Consider the following 20,583-nt stretch of genomic DNA (forward strand, 5'->3'; position numbering starts at 1 on the left):
AAATTGATGGTTGCGCGCCTAAAGTTTGTCATGCCCTGGTTAATGAATTTTTCACAGTTAGCCACAGCTCTTCTTTTCAGGAATTGCCAACCTCTATGTTGAAGTTAAAAGCCGTGCGCCCGGAATGGGTGACGTTGATTGCCAGCGCCTTTCTTTTGCTCGGCTTCAACTTTGTGCTCTGGCAGCACCTCTTCGAGATCACCGCCGCAGACGGCAAGGGCATCGCCATGCGCCTGGCTTTCGGGGTGATGATCTTCGCGGCGTTCAACATCGTGCTGACGTTTCTGGCCTTCCGCCCGCTGCTTAAACCGGTGCTGACGTTGATGTTTTTGATCAGCGCCGGTGTGGCTTATTTCATGAGCCAATATGGCGTGATGATTGATGCTGGCATGTTGCGTAACTTTGCTGAAACCAATGTTACGGAAGTGCGTGATTTGCTGTCGTTTAAGTTGTTTGCTTATATATTCCTGCTCGGAGTTTTACCGTCCTGGTTGTTATGGAAAGTGCCGGTCAGCTATCGTCGCTGGCATCATGAGTTGTTCAGCAAAGTTATCGTCAGCGTGGCGTCGGTTGCGGTCATCGGTGGGGTGGCGCTGGCCAACTATCAGGGCCTGTCGTCGTTGTTTCGCAATCACCATGAATTGCGTTTGATGCTGGTGCCGAGCAACTACATTGGCGCCTCGGCCGGTTACCTGCGTGAGCAGGTTGTCTCGGCGCAGCAACCCTTCGTCAAGATTGGCGAAGACGCGCAGCGCAACCCGGATCTGCATCTTCAGCCGCGCAAATCCCTGACCGTGCTGGTGGTGGGTGAAAGTGCCCGTGCCGAGAACTTCGGCATTCTCGGCTACGACCGAGACACCACGCCGAAGCTGGACCAGGAAGCGGGGCTGATCGCCTTCACCGATGTGCATTCATGCGGCACTGAAACAGCCGTCTCGGTGCCGTGCATGTTCTCCAACATGGGCCACAAGGATTACGACGCCAGTAAAGCCAAGAACGAAGAAGGCCTGCTTGATGTGCTCAAACGTGCTGGCATCGACGTGATCTGGCGCGATAACCAGTCCGGCTGCAAGGGCACTTGTGATCGTGTCACCTTGCAGGATGTCAGCAATTTGAAAGACCCGACGCTGTGCGCCAACAGTGAATGCCGCGACGAAATCCTGCTGCAAGGTCTGCAAAGCTTTATCGATCATCTGGACAAGGACACCGTGTTGGTCCTGCACCAGATGGGCAGCCACGGACCGGAGTACTTCAAGCGTTATCCAAAGGAGTACGAGCACTTCACGCCTGTCTGTGAAAGCAATGCACTGAACAATTGCAGCCGCGAAAGTATCGTCAACGGTTACGACAATACGCTGGTCTACACCGACCATGTGCTGTCGAGCCTGATTGATGTGTTGCGTAACAATCAGGACAAAGTTGATACCGCGATGTTGTACCTGTCCGATCACGGCGAGTCGCTGGGCGAGTACAACCTGTTCCTGCACGGCACGCCTTACATGCTGGCGCCGGAGCAACAGAAACATGTCGCGATGCTGGCGTGGTTCTCCGACAACTATCAGAAAGCCTATTCGGTCGACACCCATTGTCTGCAAATGAGCCGCGACAAACCGCTGAGCCAGGACAACCTGTTCCATTCGATGCTTGGCCTGCTGGAAGTGCGCAGCAAGGTGTATCAGCCGGGTCTGGATATGTTCGCCGGTTGCCGTGGTGCAGTGATCGACGGCGTGTTGGCGAAGGACTGAACCGCTTCGGGCCTGTCGTCCTGACACGACGGGCCTGTCTGTTTCCTCTGTCAGACTATTCTTGCTCTCTGGCAGGACATTTCGTTACAGCTCTTGCCCTTCGCAGGCGCGTAAATCGCCAGTGGCGATATATACTGCGCGCCATTCTTCAAGGGAGAGCCGTGTGGCCATCGATATTCACTGGATTCGCGACAACGAAAGCCTCGCGCAATTTTGCGCCGAGTGGCAGCAGCTGCCTTTCGTGGCCCTCGACACCGAATTCATGCGGGTCGACACCTTCTACCCGATTGCCGGTCTGTTGCAGGTTGGCGACGGCAAACGCGCCTATTTGATTGATCCGCTGACCATCAATGCCTGGCAACCGCTGGCCGCCTTGCTGGAAAACCCGGCGGTGCTCAAGGTCTTGCACGCGTGCAGCGAAGATCTCGAAGTCCTGTTGCGCCTGACCGGCAGCTTGCCGGCACCGATGTTCGACACCCAACTGGGCGCCGCTTATCTGAACCTCGGGTTCTCGATGGGTTATTCGCGACTGGTGCAGGCCGTACTCGGCATCGAACTGCCGAAGGGCGAAACCCGCTCTGACTGGTTGCAGCGTCCTTTGTCCGACACCCAAATCAGCTACGCCGCCGAAGATGCCGTGCATCTGGCAGAGGTTTTCGTACAACTGCGGCCGAAACTGTCTGACGACAAATTTGCCTGGGTGCTGGAGGACGGCGCCGAACTGGTCGCCAACCTGCGTCGGGAAACCGATCCGTATGAGGTTTATCGCGAGGCCAAACTGGCGTGGAAACTGTCCCGTGCGCAACTGGCCGTGCTGCGCGAGTTGTGCGCCTGGCGCGAGCGCGAAGCCCGCGCCCGCGACCTGCCGCGCAACCGTATCGTCCGTGAGCACTCGCTGTGGCCGCTGGCCCGCACGCAACCGGACTCCCTCAGTGCGCTGGGCAAGATCGAAGACATGCACCCGCGTACCGTGCGTCAGGACGGCGAATTTCTGCTTGATCTGATCAAGCGCTCTGGCAGTGTGGGGCCTGATCAATGGCCGCCCGCAGTGCCAGAGCCGTTGCCGATCGAAGCGGCTGCGTTGATCAAGCAACTGCGCGCCCTGGGGCAGGCCGAGGCCGAGCGCCTGGGCATCGCGCCAGAACTGATGCTGCGCAAGAAAACCCTCGAAGCGCTGGTCAAAAGCGGCTTTCCTGAGGGTCCTTACCAATTGCCTGAGTCGCTGCGTGGCTGGCGCCGCGAACTCATGGGTCAGAAGCTGCTCGACAGCCTGGCCACCGCCGGAGAACAGCCTTGAAACGTATTTGCTCTATTTACCAAAGCTCGAAGCGCAGCGGCATGTATCTCTACGTGCTCAAGAGCGATGAGTTGGAACGTGTGCCCGAGGCGTTGATGGCGGCCTTCGGCAAAGCCATTTTTGCCTTTAGCCTGGTGTTGACTCCCGAGCGCAAATTGGCCAGCGAGGACATCGTCGTTGTCCTGGAAAACCTCGACAAACAGGGTTATCACCTGCAAATGCCGCCTGCCGAGGACGAGTACATCGAACACTTGCCCGAAGAGTTGCTGCGACGCAACGACCCGATGTGATCTGCAAGGCCCTGTTCTGGGCCTTTGTTAACTCTGGAACTGTTTTTACCGCGATGGCCACCCTGAATCCGGTGGCCGTCTGCACGGTTTGCGAAAGGTTTGAAGATGCGCGTTCTGATTGCTGAACACGACCACGCGATATACGCCCGGCTGCTGCAACAGGCAGCGCCGGAACTCGAAGTGCTGACCAGCGGCGACTCCGCTGAACTGGCCCGCAAGGCCGCCGATTGCCCGGTGTGGCTGGGGCAACCGGATCTGCTCGCGACCCTGTTGCGGCAGGGCCATCAACCGCAATGGCTGCAGTCGACCTGGGCCGGCATCACGCCGCTGCTCGCCGACGGCCTGCGCCGGGATTACCGCTTGACCCGCGCGGTGGGGATTTTTGGCCAGGTGATGGCCGAATACGTGCTGACTTACATGCTCGGCCACGAACGCGAAGTACTGGCGCGACTGGTCAGCCAGGTCGAGCGCAAGTGGGACAACCGCACCGGCCAGAGCCTGGTCGGGCGCAAGGTGCTGATTGTCGGCACCGGTGATATTGGCCTGAGCGTGGCGCAGTTTCTGTTGCCGTTCGGCGTCGAACTGTACGGCATCGCCAGCAGCGCACGGGAGCAGGCACCGTTTGTTGAAGTCGGGTCGATGGCCGATCTGCCACGGCTGGTGGGCGAAGTGGATTACGTGGTCAATCTGCTGCCGAACACGGCGCATACCCACGATGTTTACGACGCGGCGCTGTTCAAGCAATTCAAGCAGACCGGGTTGTTTATCAACGTCGGGCGTGGTGTAGCGGTGGTTGATGCCGATCTGGTAGAGGCCCTCAAGGAAGGGCATCTGGCGGGTGCGGTGATCGACGTTTGCCGTCAGGAGCCGTTGCCGCAGCGTCATCCGTTCTGGACGGCGTGGGGCCTGCTGCTGACCGGTCACAGCTCGGCACCGACTTCACCGGCATTGATGGTGCAGTTGTTTGTCGAGAACCTGAAGGCGTATCAGGCGGGCGAGCCGTTGCGTGGGGAAGTGGATTTCACACGCGGTTACTGATTCAACGTAATAAAAACTGTGGGAGCGAGCCTGCTCGCGAAGAGGGCGTGTCAGTCGACATCAATGTTGATTGACACAGCGCTTTCGCGAGCAGGCTCGCTCCCACATTGTTTTTTGTGATGGCTTAAAGGGTGAAGTCGCCTTCAGCCGCCAATTCGCTCAGCGGGCGACGCGGGCTTGGTTCTTCGCGTGCTTGCAGGTACTCGGCCAAGGTCGATTTGTCACCCAACTTGCCCACCGCAACGGCGGCATGCAGGGCATAACCCTCAGGAATATTCAGTTCCTTGCGCGTCAGCTCCTGATCGAAGCCGGCCATGCCGTGGGTGTGCCAGCCGCTGATGCTCGCTTGCAGCGCCAGATGGCCCCACGCCGAACCGGTGTCGAACGTGCTCCACAGCGCCGGCGTCTCTTCAGTGGCGCCCGGCACGGCGAAAGTGGTTTTCGAGATCACGATCACCAGCGCTGAAGCGTGTTGCGCCCAGCCGCGGTTGAACTCGTTCAGCAGGCCCAGATAACGCTCCCAGTTCGGCGTATCGCGACGCGCGTAGAGAAAACGCCACGGCTGTGAGTTGTAGGCCGATGGTGCCCAACGCGCGGCTTCGAAGAAGCTCAGCAGGGTTTCTTCCGGGATCGCTTCACCGGTGAAGGCGCGGGGTGACCAGCGATCAGTGAACTGCGGGTGAATGGCGTAATCGGCGACGCGAGTGTTGGCACTCATCAAGAGATTCCTTGCTACGTTTGAGTAATAAAACCGTGGCAAAACCCTACTTGGCGGCGATTGGGCTGACAAGCACGATTTACCGACAGTCGCCAGCGCTTGGCCCGCAAGGCCTTGGGCACTAGACTGGCGGCCTTTTCACCACCTGATGTTGATGCTTGAGCCATGGCCGCCAAAGTCGAACCGTTCTGGATACGCAAGACCCTCGATCAACTGGATCACGAGGAGTGGGAATCGCTGTGCGACGGCTGCGGTCTGTGCTGCCTGCAAAAGCTCGAAGATGAAGAAGACAACAGCGTCTATTACACGCGCATTGCCTGCAAACTGCTGGATCTGAAAACCTGCCAATGCAGCGATTACCCGAATCGCCTCAAGTTTGTCCCTGACTGCATCCAGCTCACCCCGGGCCAGGCCGAAGAATTCAAATGGTTGCCGCCGACCTGCGGTTATCGACTGGTCAGCGAAGGCAAGGATCTGCCGCTGTGGCACCACTTGGTCTGCGGCGACCGCGATGCAGTGCACCACGAGCGTATTTCCCAGTCCGGGCGCATGCTCGCCGAAGGCAGCGTGCCGGAGGATGACTGGGAAGATCACCTGATTTTCCGGGCCGGTTAAACGCCCGCAGGTTCAAGTTTCAACAAGGAGTGTGTATGGCTGTGGGATTGCGGCGGGGGTTGATCGCCGGGCTGCTGGCGCTGAGCGCCCCTGTGTGGGCGGCGAAGAAAGTCGATCTGGATTATCACGTGCGCCTGTTGCCGCAGAGCGATCAGGCCGAAGTGCGCCTGACCCTGGCCAAAGGCGAAGCCGTACGCAGCCTGGATTTCGACCTCGGCGACGGCAGTCATTACAGCGACTTCAAGGCCGACGGCCAATGGCTGCTGACACCGGGCAAGCAGGCACGCGGCGTCTGGCGTCCGGCCAGCGACAAGTCCAGCCTGACCTACCGCGTGCGCATCAGCCACGGCCGCAAGAACGGCAGCTTCGACACGCGCATGACCCCGACTTGGGCTTTGATGCGCGGCGACGAACTGGTGCCGCCGGCCAAACTTGATCAGCAGGACGGCACCGAACTGGTCTCGCGCCTGCAATTCGAATTGCCTGACGGCTGGAAAAGCATCGAAACCGCTTGGCCGCGCGTCGGCAAAAACAAATTCCGCATCGACAACCCCTCGCGCCTGTTCGACCGCCCGACCGGGTGGATGCTCGCCGGGCACTTGGGCAGCCGCCGCACGCGTCTGGGCGAAACCGAAGTCACCGTGGCCTCGCCGCAGGGGCAGGGCATGCGCCGGATGGATGTGTTGACCTTGCTCACCTTCGTCTGGCCTCAGGTTCAAGCCCTATATCCACGGCATCCCACGAAACTGTTGATCGTCGGCGCCAACGACCCGATGTGGCGCGGCAGCCTCGGCGCGCACGAATCGATCTACCTCAATACGCGATTGCCGCTGGTCAGCGAAAACGGCAGCAGTGCGCTGGTGCGCGAGTTGGCGCAGGTGTTCGGGCGGATCAATGACGAGCAGCGCAGTGACTGGATCAGTGAGGGTTTTGCCGAGTATTACGCGATCGAACTGGTGCGCCGGGCTGGCGGTATGAGTGACGAGCGTTATCAGAGTTTGCAGGCGAAATTGGCCAAGGATGGCGCAAAGGTCACAACGCTGCGCGGCGAGCAGGTCAGCCCGGGGCAAATTTCAAAAGCGGTAATTGTGTTGCAGGAGCTGGATGGCGAGATTCGCCTGAAGACGCGCAACAAGCGTTCACTGGATGATGTGTTGCGCGGGGCGATGCATCTGGGGACGGTGAGCACCAAGGAGTTTGTGCAACTGGCCGAGAGCGTTCTGGGCGAGTCCTCCAAAGTGCTTGATACCGCGTTGCTTCAGTAATATCCCCATTCGCGAGCAGGCTCGCTCCCACACTGGTTTTGTGTTCGACACAGATTAAATGTGGGAGCGAGCCTGCTCGCGAAGAGGCCACAGGCCTTACAACAAACTCAGGATCAAACCCCGGCTTTCGGCGATTTCACCGAATCATTACCAGTCACCGTCGCCGTGCTGGTCGCCGCCTCGGCATTGGCTTTGAGCTTGCTCAGCTCTTCTCCGGCCCGCTCGATCTTGGCCCGCACGTTATTCATGTCCTGACGGCTTTTCTCAAACAGGCTTTTTACCGAACTGTGCCCGGTGATCCCGCGAGCCATGGCCACACCGCCAATCGCCACCTGAATCAGACCGAAGACCCCGCCACGGCGCAGGCCCTTGCCGACCATGATCACGCCACCGGCCAGCGAGCCGATGCGCTCCCAGCCTTCGACGTTCTGCTCGTTACGAGTCTGGAACGGGGTGGATTCGATACGCTCGACGCGTTTGAGCTCGGTCATGATCTTTCTCCAGGTAATGAGTAATGGATAAACAAGCTGACTGCCGGAGCGGTCAGCTTGTTCCATCGGATGTGCGACGCTTCAGCGGAATTTCGGTCCGGAGCGAGTATTCAGGCCCTTGGCCATGCGGTCGTAGAGCACGACATTGACGGTGGCGGCGAGGTTCATGCAACCGGTGGTCGGGATGTACACGACGTCTTCGCACCAGTCGCGGATCTCTTTATCCAGCGAGCCGTCTTCCGGGCCGAAGATGTACAGGGCGCGATCCGGGTGGGTGTATTCCGGCAGAGGACGGGCGCCTTCGACCAGTTCCACGGCGACCGGTACGCAATTGAGCGGGAGGATCTTTTTCAGATCGTCGATGCCGATCAGCGGAATGTCGTAGTGCACGCGCTTGGTGTCGGTAACGAAATCGGCGGCGCGTTCATAACGCTTGCCGGTGTAAAACACCGACGCCACGCCGTAACAGCCTGCGGCGCGCATCACCGAACCGACGTTCTCCGGTGATTTGGGGTTGTACAAACCAATGCAGCTGTAACGTTTGTCTGCCACGAGCGGGGTGCCTTCGGGAAAAAGAGCGCGATTATACGGGGATTGGGGGAGGGCGGGCACTGATCGTTCCCACGCAGAGCGTGGGAACGATCATGGCTGGTTCAGTCTTCTTTCTTCATCAACCCGGCCAGTGCGGCGAACGGGTTGTGCGTCGCCTTGGCGATTTTCGGCGTGCTCAGCGAGCCTTCGCTGAAGTATTGCTGATCGGTGTAGCGCGAGTGTTCGTTGTCGTGGCAGTACAGGCACAACAGCTCCCAGTTCGAGCCGTCCTGCGGGTTGTTGTCGTGGTTGTGGTCACGGTGGTGCACGGTCAGTTCGCTCAGGCGCTTGCCGGAAAACTCACGGGTGCAGCGGCCACAGACGTGCGGGTACATCTTCAGGGCCTTGTCGCGATAGCCCATTTCCTTGTCGCGCTGGTTGTCGGCGAGGATGCGATCCAGCTTCGACGTATTGGTTGGGGTGGACGAACTCATGGGTTCACCTTTGTAGAAGACTAATGACGGTTATGTACAGAGTTTAGCTCAGCCCTTGAGCTTCTCGGCAATCCAGATCGTGTGACGAGTGCCCTTGTTGCCGTGGGCGAAGACCTGCACTTCCTCAGCCTTGAAACCGGCCTTCTTCAATTTGTCGGAAAACTGCCGGTCAGCGCTGGCCGACCACACGGCCAGCACGCCTTTTGGGCGCAGTGCCTTGGCGCAGGCATTCAGGCCCGCGGCGGAATACAGCCAACTGTTGGCCTTTTGCGTCAGGCCTTCGGGGCCGTTGTCGACGTCGAGCATGATCGCGTCGAAGCCGTTCGGCTCGCTTTGCAGGACGTTGGCCACGTCTTCCTGACGAATCACCGTGCGCGGATCGAGCAGCGGCCGGCCGGACTTTTCACCGAGCGGGCCACGGTTCCACTCGACCACGCCCGGTACGAGTTCGGCGACCACCACTTCAGCGCTCTTGCCCAGATGCTTGAGCGCCGAGGCGAGGGTGAAACCCATGCCCAGCCCGCCGATCAGCACCCGCGAGTCCGGCCGGCCGGCAACCTTGCGGCAAGGGATCTCGGCCAGCGCATCTTCGGAGCCGTGCATGCGCGTGTTCATCAGTTGCCCGCCGTCGCCGCCCTGGATCTTGATGACGAAATCCTCGCCATACTCGAACAGGCACAGGGCACCGCCGCTTTCAGGGATCGGGGTGGTGTCGAGCAGAACGAAACGTTTCATGGAAATCTCTACAAGGGGGAAGGCAAGCAGGCCCGTTGGGAGTAGCCTGAGCGCAGACTAAGGCCAACGGAGCCCTTGATGAAGCGCACCATTCTAACGGTCATTGCCCTGGCCGCGCTCTCGATAACTGCAGTGCAAGCGCAGCAGACCATTCCGGTCAGCCCGGCGCCGCAGCCCGGCTCGCCCGGCACCGCAACGCCAACCCCATATCCACAGATCACGCCGATCAACATCCCCAAGTCGGGCGCCGGCAGTGGCAGCCCGCCGCTGGTGCCGATCGAAATGCCCAGCCCGCCAATCAAGGATCAACCGGTGCCGGGTATCGAACAGACCGGCACCAAGATCAAATCCCCCGGCGGTTAAACCTGTTGCGCCGCCAGTTGGCCGTCGGCCATGCGCAAGCGTTTGGACAGGGAGACGGCGAGGGCGCGGATGATCTTGGCGGCGATTTTCGGCGCGTCGTTGAGCATTTTTTCCAGCGAGTCCTTGCCCAGATTGAGCAACTGGCAATTGCTCGCCGCCACGCAAGTGGCCGAGCGCCGTTCGCCGTCGAGCACGGCCATTTCCCCGAACGCCCGACCGCTGCGCAGGGTGGCCATGGTGATGACCTGACCGTCGGCACCGGTTTTCTGCACGGCGACCTGACCGGTGTGGAGGATGCACATGAAACTGCCGGCATCGCCCTCACGGAAAATTGCTTCGCCTTCAGCCACGGTGCTGATGCTGAAGTAGCCGGAGGCGGCGGCGAAGTCGGCCAGTTGCAATTGGTCGAACAGGCCGCAGTCCATCAGCCAGTCGCGGATTTCGTTGTTCAGTAAGGTCGGTTCTGACATGTCGTTGCGATCTTTTTGTTTTCACATTTTCGAGGCTATACACGGTTCCCGTGGGAACGGGCTTTTGTGGTGAGGGGATTTATCCCCGTTCGGCTGCGCAGCAGTCGCAAATCCTACCAACTCGGTATTTCAGGAATACTCAGTTTGCAGGTTTTGGGGCCGCTTCGCAGCCCAACGGGGATAAATCCCCTCGCCACAAGGGTCTTGAGTTAAGACCCAAGTGACCGACGGAGTTCCTCAGGCCAGCCCCAGAACCTTGAAAACAAATGCATATTCGAGCGCTACGTCACGTAATCCCTGATAGCGCCCGCTCATTCCGCCGTGGCCGGCGCCCAGTTCAGTCTTGAGCAGCAGCACGTTGTTGTCGGTTTTGGTCGCTCGCAACTTCGCCACCCACTTGGCCGCTTCCCAGTACTGCACGCGGCTGTCGTTGTAGCCGGCGATCACCAGTGTCGCGGGATAATCCTGCGCAGTGACGTTTTCGTAAGGCGCATAGGCCTTGATCCGCTCGTAGACGTCCGGCTCCTCAGGGTTGCCCCACTCGTCGTATTCGGTGACGGTCAGCGGCAGTTCAGGGTCGAGCATGGTGTTGAGCACATCGACGAACGGTACTTCGGCAATCGCCACGCCAAACAGATCCGGACGCTGGTTGAGCACCGCACCAATCAACAAACCGCCGGCGCTGCCGCCGCTGATCGCCAGTTTTTCAGCCGTGGTGATGCCGTTGAGGATCAGGAATTCGGCGCAGGCGATAAAGTCGCTGAAGGTGTTGTGCTTGTGTTCCTGCTTGCCGGCGCGATACCAGGCTTCGCCCAACTCGCCGCCGCCACGTACGTGGGCGATGGCAAAGGCCATGCCGCGATCGAGCAGGCTCAGGCGCGCGTGGGAAAACCATGGGTCGAGGCTCGAACCGTAAGCACCGTAACCGTACAGGTACAGCGGCACCTGTTTGCCGACCATTTCGCGTTTCATCACCAGACTGATCGGCACTTGCGTGCCGTCCGGCGCGGTGGCCCAAAGGCGCTGGCTGACATAAGCGTCAGCATCGAACGGGCCGAGTACCGGTGTTTCTTTCAGAACAGTCTGTTCGCCGCTGGCGAGGATCAACTGGCGCACCTGCGCCGGGCGATTGAGTGCCTCGTAGCGCAGGCGGATGCGATCGCTTTCAAACTCCAGGCTGTTTTGCACATAGAGGCTGTAGGCCGCGTCCGGCAATTGCACGCGATAAGGCGCCAGACCGTGTGGGTGAACTTCGATGATCGGCAAACCACCTTCGCGCAGGCTCAGGGTCATGGCCTCGGTATTGAGGCTCACGCCATCGAGCATCACCTCGTCGCTGTGCGGGATCAGGTTCTGCCAGTCGGCCTCAGTTGGGGCGACGCCAGTGTCCGGCGCCTGATACAAGGCGTAGTTGATGCCGTCGCGGTTGGTGCGGATGAACCACGTCCATGTGCCATCGAGCAGGCCGTGGTCGACGTCGTATTCGTGATCTTCGACGCGTGGTGCCAGGCAGGTGAACGGCAGGTGCGGCTGGTTGGCGTCCAGTGCCCAGACTTCGCTGGTGGTCTTGCTGCCCAGCGACAGCAGCAATTGCTGTTCGGAGCTGGATCGGTAGCAATGCAGGAAGAAACGCCCGTCCTGCTCGTGGAAGACTTCTTCAGCGGCAGTGCCGTCGAGGCGATAACGGAACAACTTGTGCGGGCGGTGGGTGTCGTCGAGCACGCCGAAGAACAGCGTCAGACTGTCGTTGGCCCAGGTCATGCTGCCGTCGCAGTCCTCGAATTCCAGTTCGCTGACCTTGTCGTTGGACAGTTCCTTGACGAACAGCGTGTAGATCTCATCGCCCGAGGCATCAACGCTGTAGGCCAGGCGCTGGTGATCGGGGCTGATGCTGAACGCGCCCAGGGAAAAGAATCCGCCATTGGCCAGCACGTTCGGGTCGAGCAGCAGTTGCTCGCGGCTTTCGTCGAGGGTCAGGCTGTCGTCCGCCGGGCGCGGGCAGCGGTAATGCCGGGCATATTCGTCGCCCGCTGTGGTGCGCGTGTAATACAGGTACGGCCCCCAAGGGGAGGGCAGGGACAGATCGGTTTCGAGAATCCGGCCCTTGATCTCTTCGAACAGGGTTTCGCGCAGTTCGGCCTGATCGGCGGTTTGCGCTTCTTGGTAGGCGTTTTCGGCCTTGAGGTAGTCGAGCACCGCATCGGTGTCGCGCTCTTGCAGCCAGGCATACGGGTCGGCGCCGGCCGCCTTGTGGGCAATCGGGGCGCTGATGACGTTGGCGGATTCGGGCATGGAAGGCTCTCGGACAATATTCGGAAAAGGGATTTCGCAGCGCTTGAGACTGATGCTCTCACAGGGATTGCTGCTCGCCGTCTGGCATTGGGACAAGCCTGGCGGGCGAAAAGTCGTTACTATAAGCGCCTCTTTGCCTGCCTTGCCATGGACACCATGACCGAGAACGACTATCTGATCGCCTGGGGCCTCTACGCCTTTGCCGCTGTAGGCTGCCTGTTGGTATGGATGCGCCTGACCACTTGGATGTGGCGCTGGCTGCGCGAGCCGCTGCGCGTGTTGATGGTGGTATTGCTCTTCAGCCCGACCATCGTTGACCCCGTGAAGGAAAAGGTCGCTCCGGCCATCGCCATTACCGCACTGGATCTGGCGTTCAAGGTCGGCAACAACGCCTGGCGCGCGGTCTCCGATCTGTTCATGTACGGCATGATCGCCTTCGGCATCTACCTGATTTTCGTGTTGATCCGCTTCCCGATCGAACGTGCCTCCAAGGCTCGCCGTGAACAGGCGGACGCCGCCAAGGCCGCAGCTCGCGCCGATGAACGCGACGATGATCAGCCGTTCGGTGGTGCCGGTGATGACCGTTATGGCCGCCCGCCGGTACCGAGCAATCCGCAGCGCATGCGGGTCGAGCCGCGTCTGTAATCCCGAGAGTCCGCACATGTGTGAATTACTGGGCATGAGTGCCAACGTGCCGACCGATATTGTGTTCAGCTTCACCGGGCTGATGCAGCGCGGCGGCCGCACCGGCCCGCACCGCGACGGCTGGGGCATCGCCTTCTATGAGGGCCGTGGCCTGCGGCTGTTTCAGGATCCGGCGGCGAGCAGCGAGTCGGAAGTCGCCAATCTGGTGCAGCGTTACCCGATCAAGAGCGAAGTGGTCATCGGCCACATCCGCCAGGCCAACGTCGGCAAGGTCTGCCTGTCCAATACCCACCCGTTCGTGCGCGAACTGTGGGGGCGCAACTGGTGCTTCGCGCACAACGGCCAGCTCGCCGATTTCACCCCGATCAAAAGTTTCTACCGCCCGGTTGGCGATACCGACAGTGAAGCGGCGTTCTGCGATTTGCTCAACCGCGTACGTGCAGCCTTTCCGGAACCGGTCGATATAGAAGTGCTGCTGCCGGATCTGGTCGCCGCGTGCGCCGAATACCGCAGCAAAGGCGTGTTCAACTGCCTGCTCAGCGATGGCGACTGGCTGTTCTGCTATTGCTCGACCAAACTGGCGCAGATCACCCGGCGCGCACCGTTCGGCCCGGCGCGGCTCAAGGATGTCGATGTGATCGTCGATTTCCAGGCCGAAACCACGCCCAACGATGTGGTGACGGTGATTGCCACCGAACCCTTGACCGAAAACGAAACCTGGACCCGCTACGAACCGGGCCAATGGAGCCTGTGGCGACGCGGCGAATGCGTAAGCCAGGGCAAGACCGAATAAGGATTGCACCCCATGTTGCTCAGTTATCTACGGCTGGTGTTGTTTGCGGCGGGCCTGTTGATCGGTGTCCAGGTGCCGGGGTTCATCAACGATTACGCTAAACGCGTCGAGGCGCATCTGATCGAGGCGCAGACTGGTCTGCGTGGGTTCCAGGGCACGGCCGAACAGTTTTTCAAGGGCGACATGCAGGCCTTGGTCGCGCATTATCGCGCCAGTGAAGACCCGGTGTTTCGCAGCGATGCCGATAGCCTGAGCACGATGCTCAATCGTCAGTTGGCCCTGGATAAACAGTTCCAGGCCATGCAGGGGCCGTGGTACATCCGCTTCCTGCAAGTGGTGCTGGCCGCCGACCCGGACATCCGCAAGGAAACCTGGAACGGCTACAGCTATCAGATCCTGCTGACTCCGGAAGCGATGATCTGGGGCATGAGCGGCGCGTTGCTGCTGTCGTTCGGCATCGAATGCCTGTTCCGTCTGATCGACTGGGTGGTACTGGGCGGCAAGCGCCTGCGCCAGAGCCGGCCGATTGAAGACCGGGATGTGCGCGGCTTGTAAATTCTGCACAGTCCCCTGAAATGAGGGGGGTTTGTGGTGAGGGGATTTATCCCCGATGGGCTGCGAAGCAGCCCCAAACCCGGCAAAGCGGTGTGTCAGAAAGGCCGAGTTGTTTGGTGTACGACTGCTGCGCAGCCGGTCGGGGATAAATCCCCTCACCACAAGTATGTGATCAGTTAGTAAGGGTGATGTAGTTTTCACCCACCTTCTGCGCATACCCCTCCAGCACCTGCTGACACAACGTCACAATCTCCTCGACCCACTCCACACCCACCCGCCACGACACCACCACTTGCAGATTCGGTGGCCGCTGATCAATGGCGAGCAGGGTCAGTTCACCCCGCGCCAACTCCTCGGCCACCAGCACCGGCGGCAATACGCCGATGCCAAAACCATCGCGCAGCAACCGGGTAATCGCCGACACCGAATTCACGCAATTCAAGCGCGGCGCCAACACCCCGTTGGCCTGCATCAGCGCCAATAGGTCCTGGTGCGGCCGGGAGTTTTTCGAGTAGGTGATGATGCGTTCCTGCGCCAGTTCGGCGAGATCGGCGTAGTCGCGGTTGTAGATCGAATGGCTGGCGACGATCCAGCCCAGCGGATGGCTGGCCAGCTCCAGACTGCGCACGCTTTCATGGCGCACCAGATCGGTTTGCAGGATCAGATCGAGAAAGCCTTTTTGCAGCTGATCGCAGAGGTTCAGCGAGGTATCGGCCACCAGCTCGATTTCCACGCGTGGATACAGGTCGGTCATCTGCGCCACCAACGGGCTCAGCCAAGTGTGAATCACCGTGTCCATCACGCCGATGCGTACACGGCCAACCTTGCTTGAGCGGGTTTCGATCGATTGCTTGAGCGCGCTCATGGTGTCGAGCATCTGCTCGGCATAGTCCAGCACTTTCAAGCCTTCGGGTGTGAGGCTGACGCCGCGCGAATCACGCAGAAACAGCTTCACCCCCAACTCGCCTTCAAGCACCGCAATGCGGCTGGAAATCGATGCCTGAGTGGTGAACAACTTGTCGGCGGTCAGGCGAAAACTCTTCAGCCGGGCGACCCAGACAAAGGTCTCGAGAAACTTCAGGTTCATGGGCAAGGCTCGGGTGACAAATTTTTCTTATGCCTAAGGCGGGTTTTTATTCGTTGGACGCAGCAGGGCGGGGCGCCCAAAAATCGGCGCATCCGGTTCCCACGATAGGCGTCGTCGGGACTACGAACAAGACCAATAAAAGCCTGCGGAGACTTGCCATGAGTGCGCCCGACACCCTCGACCTCGCCAAGACTACGGCCCGCCCCGGACCGTTCGACTGGTATCGCAACATCAATAAGCAGGAGCGTCGCACGTTCTGGAGCTGCAAGATCGGCTACGGTCTGGACGGCATGGACACGCAGATGCTCAGTTTCGTGGTGCCGACCCTGATTGCGATGTGGGGCATCACTACGGGCGAAGCCGGGCTGATTCACACCAGCACCCTGATCGCCTCGGCCATCGGCGGCTGGGTCGCGGGCATCCTGTCCGATCGCATCGGCCGTGTGCGCACTTTGCAACTGACGGTGCTGTGGTTCGCCTTCTTCACCTTCCTCTGCGGCTTCGCGCAAAACTACGAACAGTTGTTGATCGCCCGCACCCTGATGGGCTTCGGTTTCGGTGGCGAATGGACGGCTGGCGCAGTGCTGATCGGCGAAGTGATCCGGGCGAAGGATCGCGGCAAAGCGGTCGGCATGGTGCAATCCGGTTGGGCGCTGGGCTGGGGGCTGACGGCGATTCTGTATGCGCTGCTGTTCTCGATCATGCCGCCGGAAGATGCCTGGCGAGCGCTGTTCATCCTCGGCATCGTGCCGGCGATTTTCGTAATTTTCGTGCGACGTCTGGTCAAAGACCCGGAGATCTACCGCGAAGCCAAGGCTGCGCAAACCCCGGAAAATGCGGCGAAGTTCTATGAGATTTTCGCCCCCGGCATACTCTTCACCACGATTCGCGCCTCGCTGCTGACCACCGGCGCACTTGGCGGTTACTACGCGATCACCTCGTGGTTGCCGACCTTCCTGAAAAACGAACGCGGCTTGAGCGTGCTCGGCACCGGCGGTTACCTGGCGATGGTGATTGTCGGTTCCTATGTCGGTTACGTGATCAGTGCTTATCTGACCGACCTGTTGGGCCGCAAAAAGAACTTTATCCTGTTCGCGGTCGGCTCGTTCACCATCGTTCTGCTCTACACCCAATTGCCGGTCAGTAATGGCGTGATGCTCTGGCTGGGCTTCCCGCTGGGGTTCTTTGCCTCGGGGATTTTCAGCGGTATGGGCGCGTTTCTCACCGAGTTGTTCCCAACGCGGATTCGCGGCTCGGGCCAAGGCTTCTGCTACAACATCGGCCGGGCGCTGGCGGCGCTGTTTCCGCTGCTGATCGGCCTGCTCAGCCAGAAAGTGCCGTTGAGCGTAGGCATTGGTGCATTTGCTGCGGTGTCTTACGGCGTGGTGATTATCGCGGCGTTGAGCCTGCCGGAAACCCGTGGCAAGCAACTCGACGCGCAGTAACTGATAACCTGCGGGGGCATTGCCCAAGGGGCGATGTCCTACGGATAGAAAGATAAAAAGCTACAGGAGTGTTTACCGTGAGCCGCCTGTTATTGAATTGCGACATTGGCGAGAGTTTCGGCAGCTGGACCATGGGTCTGGACGCCGAAGTCATGCCCTTCATCGACTGCGCCAACGTGGCCTGCGGCTTCCACGCCGGCGACCCGGGCATCATGCGCAAAACCGTCAGCCTGGCACTGAGCCATGGCGTGCAGATCGGCGCGCACCCGGCCTATCAGGATCTGGTCGGATTCGGTCGGCGCTCCATGGCGTATTCCGCACAGGAACTGCAAGACATCCTGCATTACCAGATCGGCGCGCTCGACGGCATCTGCCGCGCGCAAGGTGCAAGAGTCAGCTACGTCAAACCCCATGGCGCGATGTACAACGACATGATGGCCAACCCGGCGCAGTTGCGCGCGGTGATTCAGGCGGTGGCCGCTTACGATCGCACGTTGCCGTTGATGTTGATGGCCACCCGCGACAACTCGGCGGCGCAGCAACTCGGCGACGAGTACGGCGTAACCCTGTGGTTTGAAGCCTTCGCCGACCGTGCCTACGACAGCGCCGGTCGCCTGGTCTCGCGACAACTGCCGGGCGCGGTGCATCACGAACCGGAAAAAATCATCGAGCAAGCGCTGACCATTGCCCGTGGCGACAACCTCACCGCCAGCGACGGCAGCGCCTTGCACCTGCAAGCCAACACCCTTTGCGTACACGGTGACAACACCAGTTCGGTGGCCGCCGTGCAGCGTATCCGCGAGGCCTTGAATCAGCAGAGTGCGTCATGAACCCAAGGATTGAAGTCGTAGCACTGGATTGCCTGATGCTGCGTCTGTTCGATGACATCGCCGAGGCCAACATGCCATGGATGCTCGCTGCCAGTGAGCGCTTACGCGCGGTGTTCGGTGCGCAACTGATTGATCTGGTGCCGTCCTATACGACATTGATGGTGCATTACGACTTGACCGTTTTGAGCCCGAATCAGGCCCGGGAATTGATCGCTGATGCGTTGATTGATCTTTCGCCGAATGCGCGGGCCACCGGCCAGTGCCACGTGCTGCCGGTCTGGTACGACCTGAGCGTCGGCCCCGAACTGAGCCTGTTGGCCCAACGCAGTGGATTGGCGGTAGAAGAGGTCATCCGCCGTCACAGTGCCCGGGAGTATCAGGTATTCGCTCTTGGTTTTGCCCCGGGTTTTGCCTTCATGGGGCTGGTCGAAGAAGTCTTGGCCGCGCCACGCCTGAACACCCCGCGCAAGAAAGTTGCCGCCGGCAGCGTCGGCATTGCCGAACGGCAAACCGCCGCATATCCCGTGGTCTCCCCGGGTGGCTGGAACCTGATCGGCCGCACCCCGGCGAAACTGTTTGATCGTCATCGCGACGGCTACAGCCTGATGCAACCTGGCGACACCGTGCGCTTCGAAGCGGTGAGCCACGCCGAGTTCATCCATCTGGGTGGCGACGACACACCGCTGGAGGCACTGATATGAGCCGACTGACGATTGAAGCAAGTACGCCGCTGTGCCTGTTGCAAGACGCCGGGCGGTTTGGCGTGCGGCATTTGGGTGTGACCCAGGGCGGTGCGGCGGATTGGCGGTCGATGCGTTGGGCGAATTGGCTGCTGGGCAACGGCCTGGATCTGCCGGTGATCGAAATCACCCTCGGCGGGTTTGCCGTGGTGGCTGAAGAGGATTGCCTGTTGGCGTTGGCCGGGGCAGATCTCGACGCGCACCTGGATGACCAACCGCTGTCGCCGTGGTGCAGTTTCAAACTGCGCAAAGGGCAGACTTTGAAATTCACCCAGCCACGACTCGGTGCCCGGGCTTATCTGGCGGCGCCGGGTGGTTTTGACGCGCCGAGGGTTCTGGGCAGCAGCGCCACGGTGGTGCGCGAGGAACTCGGGGGGCTCGATGGCATGGGGCTGCCGCTGGCCAAAGGGGCGACGTTGAGCTATCAGGGTGAAACCTTTCTGGTTCGGGAAGTGCCAATGGCGCATCGCCCGGATCTTCGGCTGAATGCGCCACTGGATCTGGTGCTCGGGGCGCAGATCGGCCAGTTCAGCGGGGAAAGTCTGTTTGATGTATTCAACAGCGCCTGGACGCTGGACAGTCGCGCTGATCGCATGGGCATTCGCTTGCTGGGCAAGCCTTTGCACTACCAGGGCCAACCGATGATTTCCGAGGGCATTCCACTGGGCGCGGTGCAGGTGCCGCCGGACGGGCAGCCGATTGTTTTGCTCAATGATCGACAGACGATTGGTGGTTATCCGCGCTTGGGGGCGTTGACGCCGTTGGCGTTGGCTCGGCTGGCGCAATGTCTGCCGGGAGAAAAGGTGAGATTGCGGCCGGTGGTGCAGGACGTTGCGCACCGGGAGCATGTCGACTATCTGCAGCTGTTTGGTTGAAGATCAAAAGATCGCAGCCTGCTGCAGCTCCTGCAGGGGAGCGGAGATTTCTCTGTAGGAGCTGCCGAAGGCTGCGATCTTTTGATTTTATTTGGACAGGAATCTCATCCCTTCTTCCAGCCCACGCAAGGTCAGCGGATACATCTGATCCTCGATCAAGTCCCGCACGATGTTGGTCGATGAGGTATAGCCCCACGTATCTTTCGGATACGGATTGATCCAGATGAGCTTCTTGTATTTCTCCATGAAGCGTTGCATCCACAGATAACCGGGCTCTTCGTTCCAGTGTTCGACGCTGCCGCCGGCCTGGGTGATTTCATAAGGCGCCATGGCGGCGTCGCCGATAAAGATCACTTTGTAGTCGGCGCCGTATTTGTGCAGCAAATCCTGCGTCGAGAAACGCTCGGAGGTGCGGCGCATGTTGTTCTTCCACACCGATTCATAAATGAAGTTGTGGAAGTAGAAATACTCCAGGTGCTTGAACTCGGTCTTGCAGGCCGAGAACAGTTCCTCGCAGATCTTCACATGCGCATCCATCGAGCCGCCAATGTCGAACAGCAACAACAGCTTCACCGTGTTGCGCCGTTCCGGGCGCATCTGGATGTTCAACAGTCCGGCATCTTTGGCGGTGTGGTCGATGGTGCCGTCGATGTCCAACTCTTCCGCCGCGCCCTGACGGGCGAACTTACGCAAACGACGCAGGGCAACCTTGATGTTCCGCGTGCCCAGTTCGACGGAATCGTCGAGGTTCTTGTACTCGCGCTGATCCCAGACTTTTACCGCTTTACCCTGACGCTTGCCGGCATCGCCGACCCGAATGCCTTCCGGGTTGAAGCCGCCGGAACCGAACGGACTGGTGCCGCCGGTACCGATCCATTTATTGCCGCCGGCGTGGCGTTCCTTCTGTTCTTCCAGACGCTTCTTGAACTCTTCGATCAGCTTGTCCAGACCGCCGAGGGACTGGATCTGCGCGCGTTCTTCGTCGCTCAACGAGCGTTCGAACTCCTTGCGCAGCCAGTCTTCGGGAATCAGCGCCTGAAGATGATCGTCGAGTTTTTCCAGGCCATTGAAGTAGGCGCCGAACGCACGGTCGAACTTGTCGAAATGCCGCTCGTCCTTCACCAGAATCGCCCGCGACAAGTAGTAGAACTCGTCCATGTCGGCGAAGGTCACGCGCTGTTTCAGCGCGTTGATCAGGTCGAGCAGCTCGCGCACCGACACCGGCACCTTGGCTGCGCGCATTTCATTGAACAGGTTGAGCAACATGGC

23 protein-coding genes are annotated in these 20,583 nt (G+C 60.1%); 14 read left to right on the forward strand and 9 right to left on the reverse strand.

The window, feature by feature from the left end:
• Positions 1-95 precede the first annotated feature (95 nt).
• From ACA069_RS07385 to ACA069_RS07400, 4 genes are all read left to right on the forward strand, one after another.
• Positions 96-1,745 carry a phosphoethanolamine transferase gene (locus tag ACA069_RS07385; RefSeq protein ID WP_497616895.1) on the forward strand — a complete coding sequence of 550 codons (1,650 nt, stop codon included), beginning with the start codon at positions 96-98 and terminating at the stop codon, positions 1,743-1,745.
• Positions 1,746-1,908: 163 nt separating this feature from the next.
• Positions 1,909-3,042 carry a ribonuclease D gene (gene rnd / locus ACA069_RS07390; RefSeq protein WP_187680179.1) on the forward strand — a complete coding sequence of 378 codons (1,134 nt, stop codon included), beginning with the start codon at positions 1,909-1,911 and terminating at the stop codon, positions 3,040-3,042.
• A complete protein-coding gene (locus ACA069_RS07395; RefSeq protein WP_187680180.1) occupies positions 3,039-3,332 on the forward strand; it encodes a YcgL domain-containing protein in 294 nt (97 codons plus the stop codon). The genes rnd and ACA069_RS07395 overlap by 4 nt, the downstream gene beginning before the upstream one ends.
• Before the next feature lie 105 nt (positions 3,333-3,437).
• Positions 3,438-4,370 (forward strand): D-2-hydroxyacid dehydrogenase, encoded by a 933-nt coding sequence (locus tag ACA069_RS07400; protein WP_497616897.1) that lies wholly within the window; start codon positions 3,438-3,440, stop codon positions 4,368-4,370.
• A 124-nt stretch (positions 4,371-4,494) separates the two neighbouring features.
• Here ACA069_RS07400 and ACA069_RS07405 read toward each other — a convergent pair whose 3' ends face one another.
• A complete protein-coding gene (locus ACA069_RS07405) occupies positions 4,495-5,088 on the reverse strand; it encodes a nitroreductase family protein (RefSeq protein WP_497616899.1) in 594 nt (197 codons plus the stop codon).
• A 165-nt stretch (positions 5,089-5,253) separates the two neighbouring features.
• Here ACA069_RS07405 and ACA069_RS07410 point away from each other — a divergent pair, with 165 nt between their 5' ends.
• Both ACA069_RS07410 and ACA069_RS07415 read left to right on the forward strand, forming a co-directional pair.
• Positions 5,254-5,703: a YcgN family cysteine cluster protein gene (locus tag ACA069_RS07410; RefSeq protein ID WP_122608869.1), complete on the forward strand. Its 450-nt coding sequence runs from the start codon at positions 5,254-5,256 to the stop codon at positions 5,701-5,703.
• Positions 5,704-5,738: 35 nt separating this feature from the next.
• On the forward strand, positions 5,739-6,968 hold the full coding sequence (locus ACA069_RS07415) for a hypothetical protein (protein WP_497616901.1): 1,230 nt from the start codon (positions 5,739-5,741) through the stop codon (positions 6,966-6,968).
• A gap of 113 nt (positions 6,969-7,081) precedes the next feature.
• On the opposite strand, the gene ACA069_RS07420 is transcribed toward ACA069_RS07415, so the two are convergent.
• The 4 genes from ACA069_RS07420 to ACA069_RS07435 all read right to left on the reverse strand — a co-directional run bounded on the left by ACA069_RS07420 (position 7,082) and on the right by ACA069_RS07435 (position 9,219).
• On the reverse strand, positions 7,082-7,459 hold the full coding sequence (locus tag ACA069_RS07420) for a YgaP family membrane protein (RefSeq protein ID WP_497616902.1): 378 nt from the start codon (positions 7,457-7,459) through the stop codon (positions 7,082-7,084).
• Between the two features lie 81 nt (positions 7,460-7,540).
• Complete coding sequence (locus tag ACA069_RS07425; RefSeq protein WP_007911337.1) at positions 7,541-8,011, reverse strand: RNA methyltransferase; 471 nt, start codon at positions 8,009-8,011, stop codon at positions 7,541-7,543.
• A 101-nt stretch (positions 8,012-8,112) separates the two neighbouring features.
• A complete protein-coding gene (locus ACA069_RS07430) occupies positions 8,113-8,484 on the reverse strand; it encodes a YajD family HNH nuclease (RefSeq protein WP_007911336.1) in 372 nt (123 codons plus the stop codon).
• A 48-nt stretch (positions 8,485-8,532) separates the two neighbouring features.
• Positions 8,533-9,219 (reverse strand): spermidine synthase, encoded by a 687-nt coding sequence (locus ACA069_RS07435; protein WP_093103748.1) that lies wholly within the window; start codon positions 9,217-9,219, stop codon positions 8,533-8,535.
• Between the two features lie 78 nt (positions 9,220-9,297).
• Here ACA069_RS07435 and ACA069_RS07440 point away from each other — a divergent pair, with 78 nt between their 5' ends.
• Entirely contained in the window at positions 9,298-9,582 is a 285-nt protein-coding gene (locus ACA069_RS07440; RefSeq protein WP_187681368.1) for a hypothetical protein, read from the forward strand.
• Here ACA069_RS07440 and ACA069_RS07445 read toward each other — a convergent pair.
• Positions 9,579-10,052, reverse strand: coding sequence for a cyclic nucleotide-binding domain-containing protein (locus tag ACA069_RS07445; RefSeq protein WP_186548822.1), 474 nt, complete (start codon positions 10,050-10,052; stop codon positions 9,579-9,581). The two genes, ACA069_RS07440 and ACA069_RS07445, sit on opposite strands and share 4 nt — an antisense overlap.
• A 237-nt stretch (positions 10,053-10,289) precedes the next feature.
• Positions 10,290-12,344 carry a S9 family peptidase gene (locus ACA069_RS07450; protein ID WP_497616904.1) on the reverse strand — a complete coding sequence of 685 codons (2,055 nt, stop codon included), beginning with the start codon at positions 12,342-12,344 and terminating at the stop codon, positions 10,290-10,292.
• 147 nt (positions 12,345-12,491) lie between these two features.
• Between ACA069_RS07450 and ACA069_RS07455 the strand changes: the two genes are divergently transcribed.
• From ACA069_RS07455 to ACA069_RS07465, 3 genes are read left to right on the forward strand one after another with little or no spacing between them, the layout of a single operon-like run.
• Entirely contained in the window at positions 12,492-12,989 is a 498-nt protein-coding gene (locus tag ACA069_RS07455; RefSeq protein ID WP_401266523.1) for an MFS transporter, read from the forward strand.
• Positions 12,990-13,005: 16 nt separating this feature from the next.
• Positions 13,006-13,782: a class II glutamine amidotransferase gene (locus ACA069_RS07460; RefSeq protein WP_024012022.1), complete on the forward strand. Its 777-nt coding sequence runs from the start codon at positions 13,006-13,008 to the stop codon at positions 13,780-13,782.
• Between the two features lie 12 nt (positions 13,783-13,794).
• On the forward strand, positions 13,795-14,337 hold the full coding sequence (locus ACA069_RS07465; RefSeq protein ID WP_305441908.1) for a DUF2937 family protein: 543 nt from the start codon (positions 13,795-13,797) through the stop codon (positions 14,335-14,337).
• Between the two features lie 172 nt (positions 14,338-14,509).
• On the opposite strand, the gene ACA069_RS07470 is transcribed toward ACA069_RS07465, so the two are convergent.
• Positions 14,510-15,424: a LysR family transcriptional regulator gene (locus tag ACA069_RS07470; protein ID WP_489878437.1), complete on the reverse strand. Its 915-nt coding sequence runs from the start codon at positions 15,422-15,424 to the stop codon at positions 14,510-14,512.
• Positions 15,425-15,582: 158 nt separating this feature from the next.
• Here ACA069_RS07470 and ACA069_RS07475 point away from each other — a divergent pair, with 158 nt between their 5' ends.
• The 4 genes from ACA069_RS07475 to ACA069_RS07490 all read left to right on the forward strand — a co-directional run bounded on the left by ACA069_RS07475 (position 15,583) and on the right by ACA069_RS07490 (position 19,314).
• Positions 15,583-16,869, forward strand: a complete 1,287-nt coding sequence (locus ACA069_RS07475) for an MFS transporter (protein ID WP_489878438.1) — start codon at positions 15,583-15,585, stop codon at positions 16,867-16,869.
• Between the two features lie 77 nt (positions 16,870-16,946).
• The gene (locus ACA069_RS07480; protein ID WP_401266528.1) at positions 16,947-17,699 is read left to right on the forward strand and encodes a 5-oxoprolinase subunit PxpA; all 753 of its coding nucleotides are present in this window, start codon (positions 16,947-16,949) and stop codon (positions 17,697-17,699) included.
• A complete protein-coding gene (gene pxpB, locus ACA069_RS07485; RefSeq protein ID WP_497616908.1) occupies positions 17,696-18,400 on the forward strand; it encodes a 5-oxoprolinase subunit PxpB in 705 nt (234 codons plus the stop codon). The genes ACA069_RS07480 and pxpB overlap by 4 nt, the downstream gene beginning before the upstream one ends.
• Positions 18,397-19,314 (forward strand): 5-oxoprolinase subunit C family protein, encoded by a 918-nt coding sequence (locus ACA069_RS07490; RefSeq protein ID WP_497616910.1) that lies wholly within the window; start codon positions 18,397-18,399, stop codon positions 19,312-19,314. Before pxpB ends, ACA069_RS07490 begins: the two co-directional genes overlap by 4 nt.
• An 87-nt stretch (positions 19,315-19,401) precedes the next feature.
• Here the strand turns inward: ACA069_RS07490 and ACA069_RS07495 are convergent, their stop codons facing one another.
• The gene (locus ACA069_RS07495; protein WP_305441915.1) at positions 19,402-20,580 is read right to left on the reverse strand and encodes a vWA domain-containing protein; all 1,179 of its coding nucleotides are present in this window, start codon (positions 20,578-20,580) and stop codon (positions 19,402-19,404) included.
• Positions 20,581-20,583: the final 3 nt, after the last annotated feature.

The sequence above is a fragment of the Pseudomonas sp. LBUM1652 genome (assembly GCF_059716105.1).

Coding starts and splice junctions, on each gene's coding strand:
- ACA069_RS07385 (WP_497616895.1), top strand. CDS start 96: ATGTTGAAGTTAAAAGCCGTGCGCCCGGAATGGGTGACGTTGATTGCC.
- ACA069_RS07400 (WP_497616897.1), top strand. CDS start 3,438: ATGCGCGTTCTGATTGCTGAACACGACCACGCGATATACGCCCGGCTG.
- ACA069_RS07405 (WP_497616899.1), bottom strand. CDS start 5,088: ATGAGTGCCAACACTCGCGTCGCCGATTACGCCATTCACCCGCAGTTC.
- ACA069_RS07410 (WP_122608869.1), top strand. CDS start 5,254: ATGGCCGCCAAAGTCGAACCGTTCTGGATACGCAAGACCCTCGATCAA.
- ACA069_RS07415 (WP_497616901.1), top strand. CDS start 5,739: ATGGCTGTGGGATTGCGGCGGGGGTTGATCGCCGGGCTGCTGGCGCTG.
- ACA069_RS07420 (WP_497616902.1), bottom strand. CDS start 7,459: ATGACCGAGCTCAAACGCGTCGAGCGTATCGAATCCACCCCGTTCCAG.
- ACA069_RS07430 (WP_007911336.1), bottom strand. CDS start 8,484: ATGAGTTCGTCCACCCCAACCAATACGTCGAAGCTGGATCGCATCCTC.
- ACA069_RS07435 (WP_093103748.1), bottom strand. CDS start 9,219: ATGAAACGTTTCGTTCTGCTCGACACCACCCCGATCCCTGAAAGCGGC.
- ACA069_RS07440 (WP_187681368.1), top strand. CDS start 9,298: ATGAAGCGCACCATTCTAACGGTCATTGCCCTGGCCGCGCTCTCGATA.
- ACA069_RS07445 (WP_186548822.1), bottom strand. CDS start 10,052: ATGTCAGAACCGACCTTACTGAACAACGAAATCCGCGACTGGCTGATG.
- ACA069_RS07450 (WP_497616904.1), bottom strand. CDS start 12,344: ATGCCCGAATCCGCCAACGTCATCAGCGCCCCGATTGCCCACAAGGCG.
- ACA069_RS07455 (WP_401266523.1), top strand. CDS start 12,492: ATGGACACCATGACCGAGAACGACTATCTGATCGCCTGGGGCCTCTAC.
- ACA069_RS07460 (WP_024012022.1), top strand. CDS start 13,006: ATGTGTGAATTACTGGGCATGAGTGCCAACGTGCCGACCGATATTGTG.
- ACA069_RS07465 (WP_305441908.1), top strand. CDS start 13,795: ATGTTGCTCAGTTATCTACGGCTGGTGTTGTTTGCGGCGGGCCTGTTG.
- ACA069_RS07470 (WP_489878437.1), bottom strand. CDS start 15,424: ATGAACCTGAAGTTTCTCGAGACCTTTGTCTGGGTCGCCCGGCTGAAG.
- ACA069_RS07475 (WP_489878438.1), top strand. CDS start 15,583: ATGAGTGCGCCCGACACCCTCGACCTCGCCAAGACTACGGCCCGCCCC.
- pxpB (WP_497616908.1), top strand. CDS start 17,696: ATGAACCCAAGGATTGAAGTCGTAGCACTGGATTGCCTGATGCTGCGT.
- ACA069_RS07490 (WP_497616910.1), top strand. CDS start 18,397: ATGAGCCGACTGACGATTGAAGCAAGTACGCCGCTGTGCCTGTTGCAA.
- ACA069_RS07495 (WP_305441915.1), bottom strand. CDS start 20,580: ATGTTGCTCAACCTGTTCAATGAAATGCGCGCAGCCAAGGTGCCGGTG.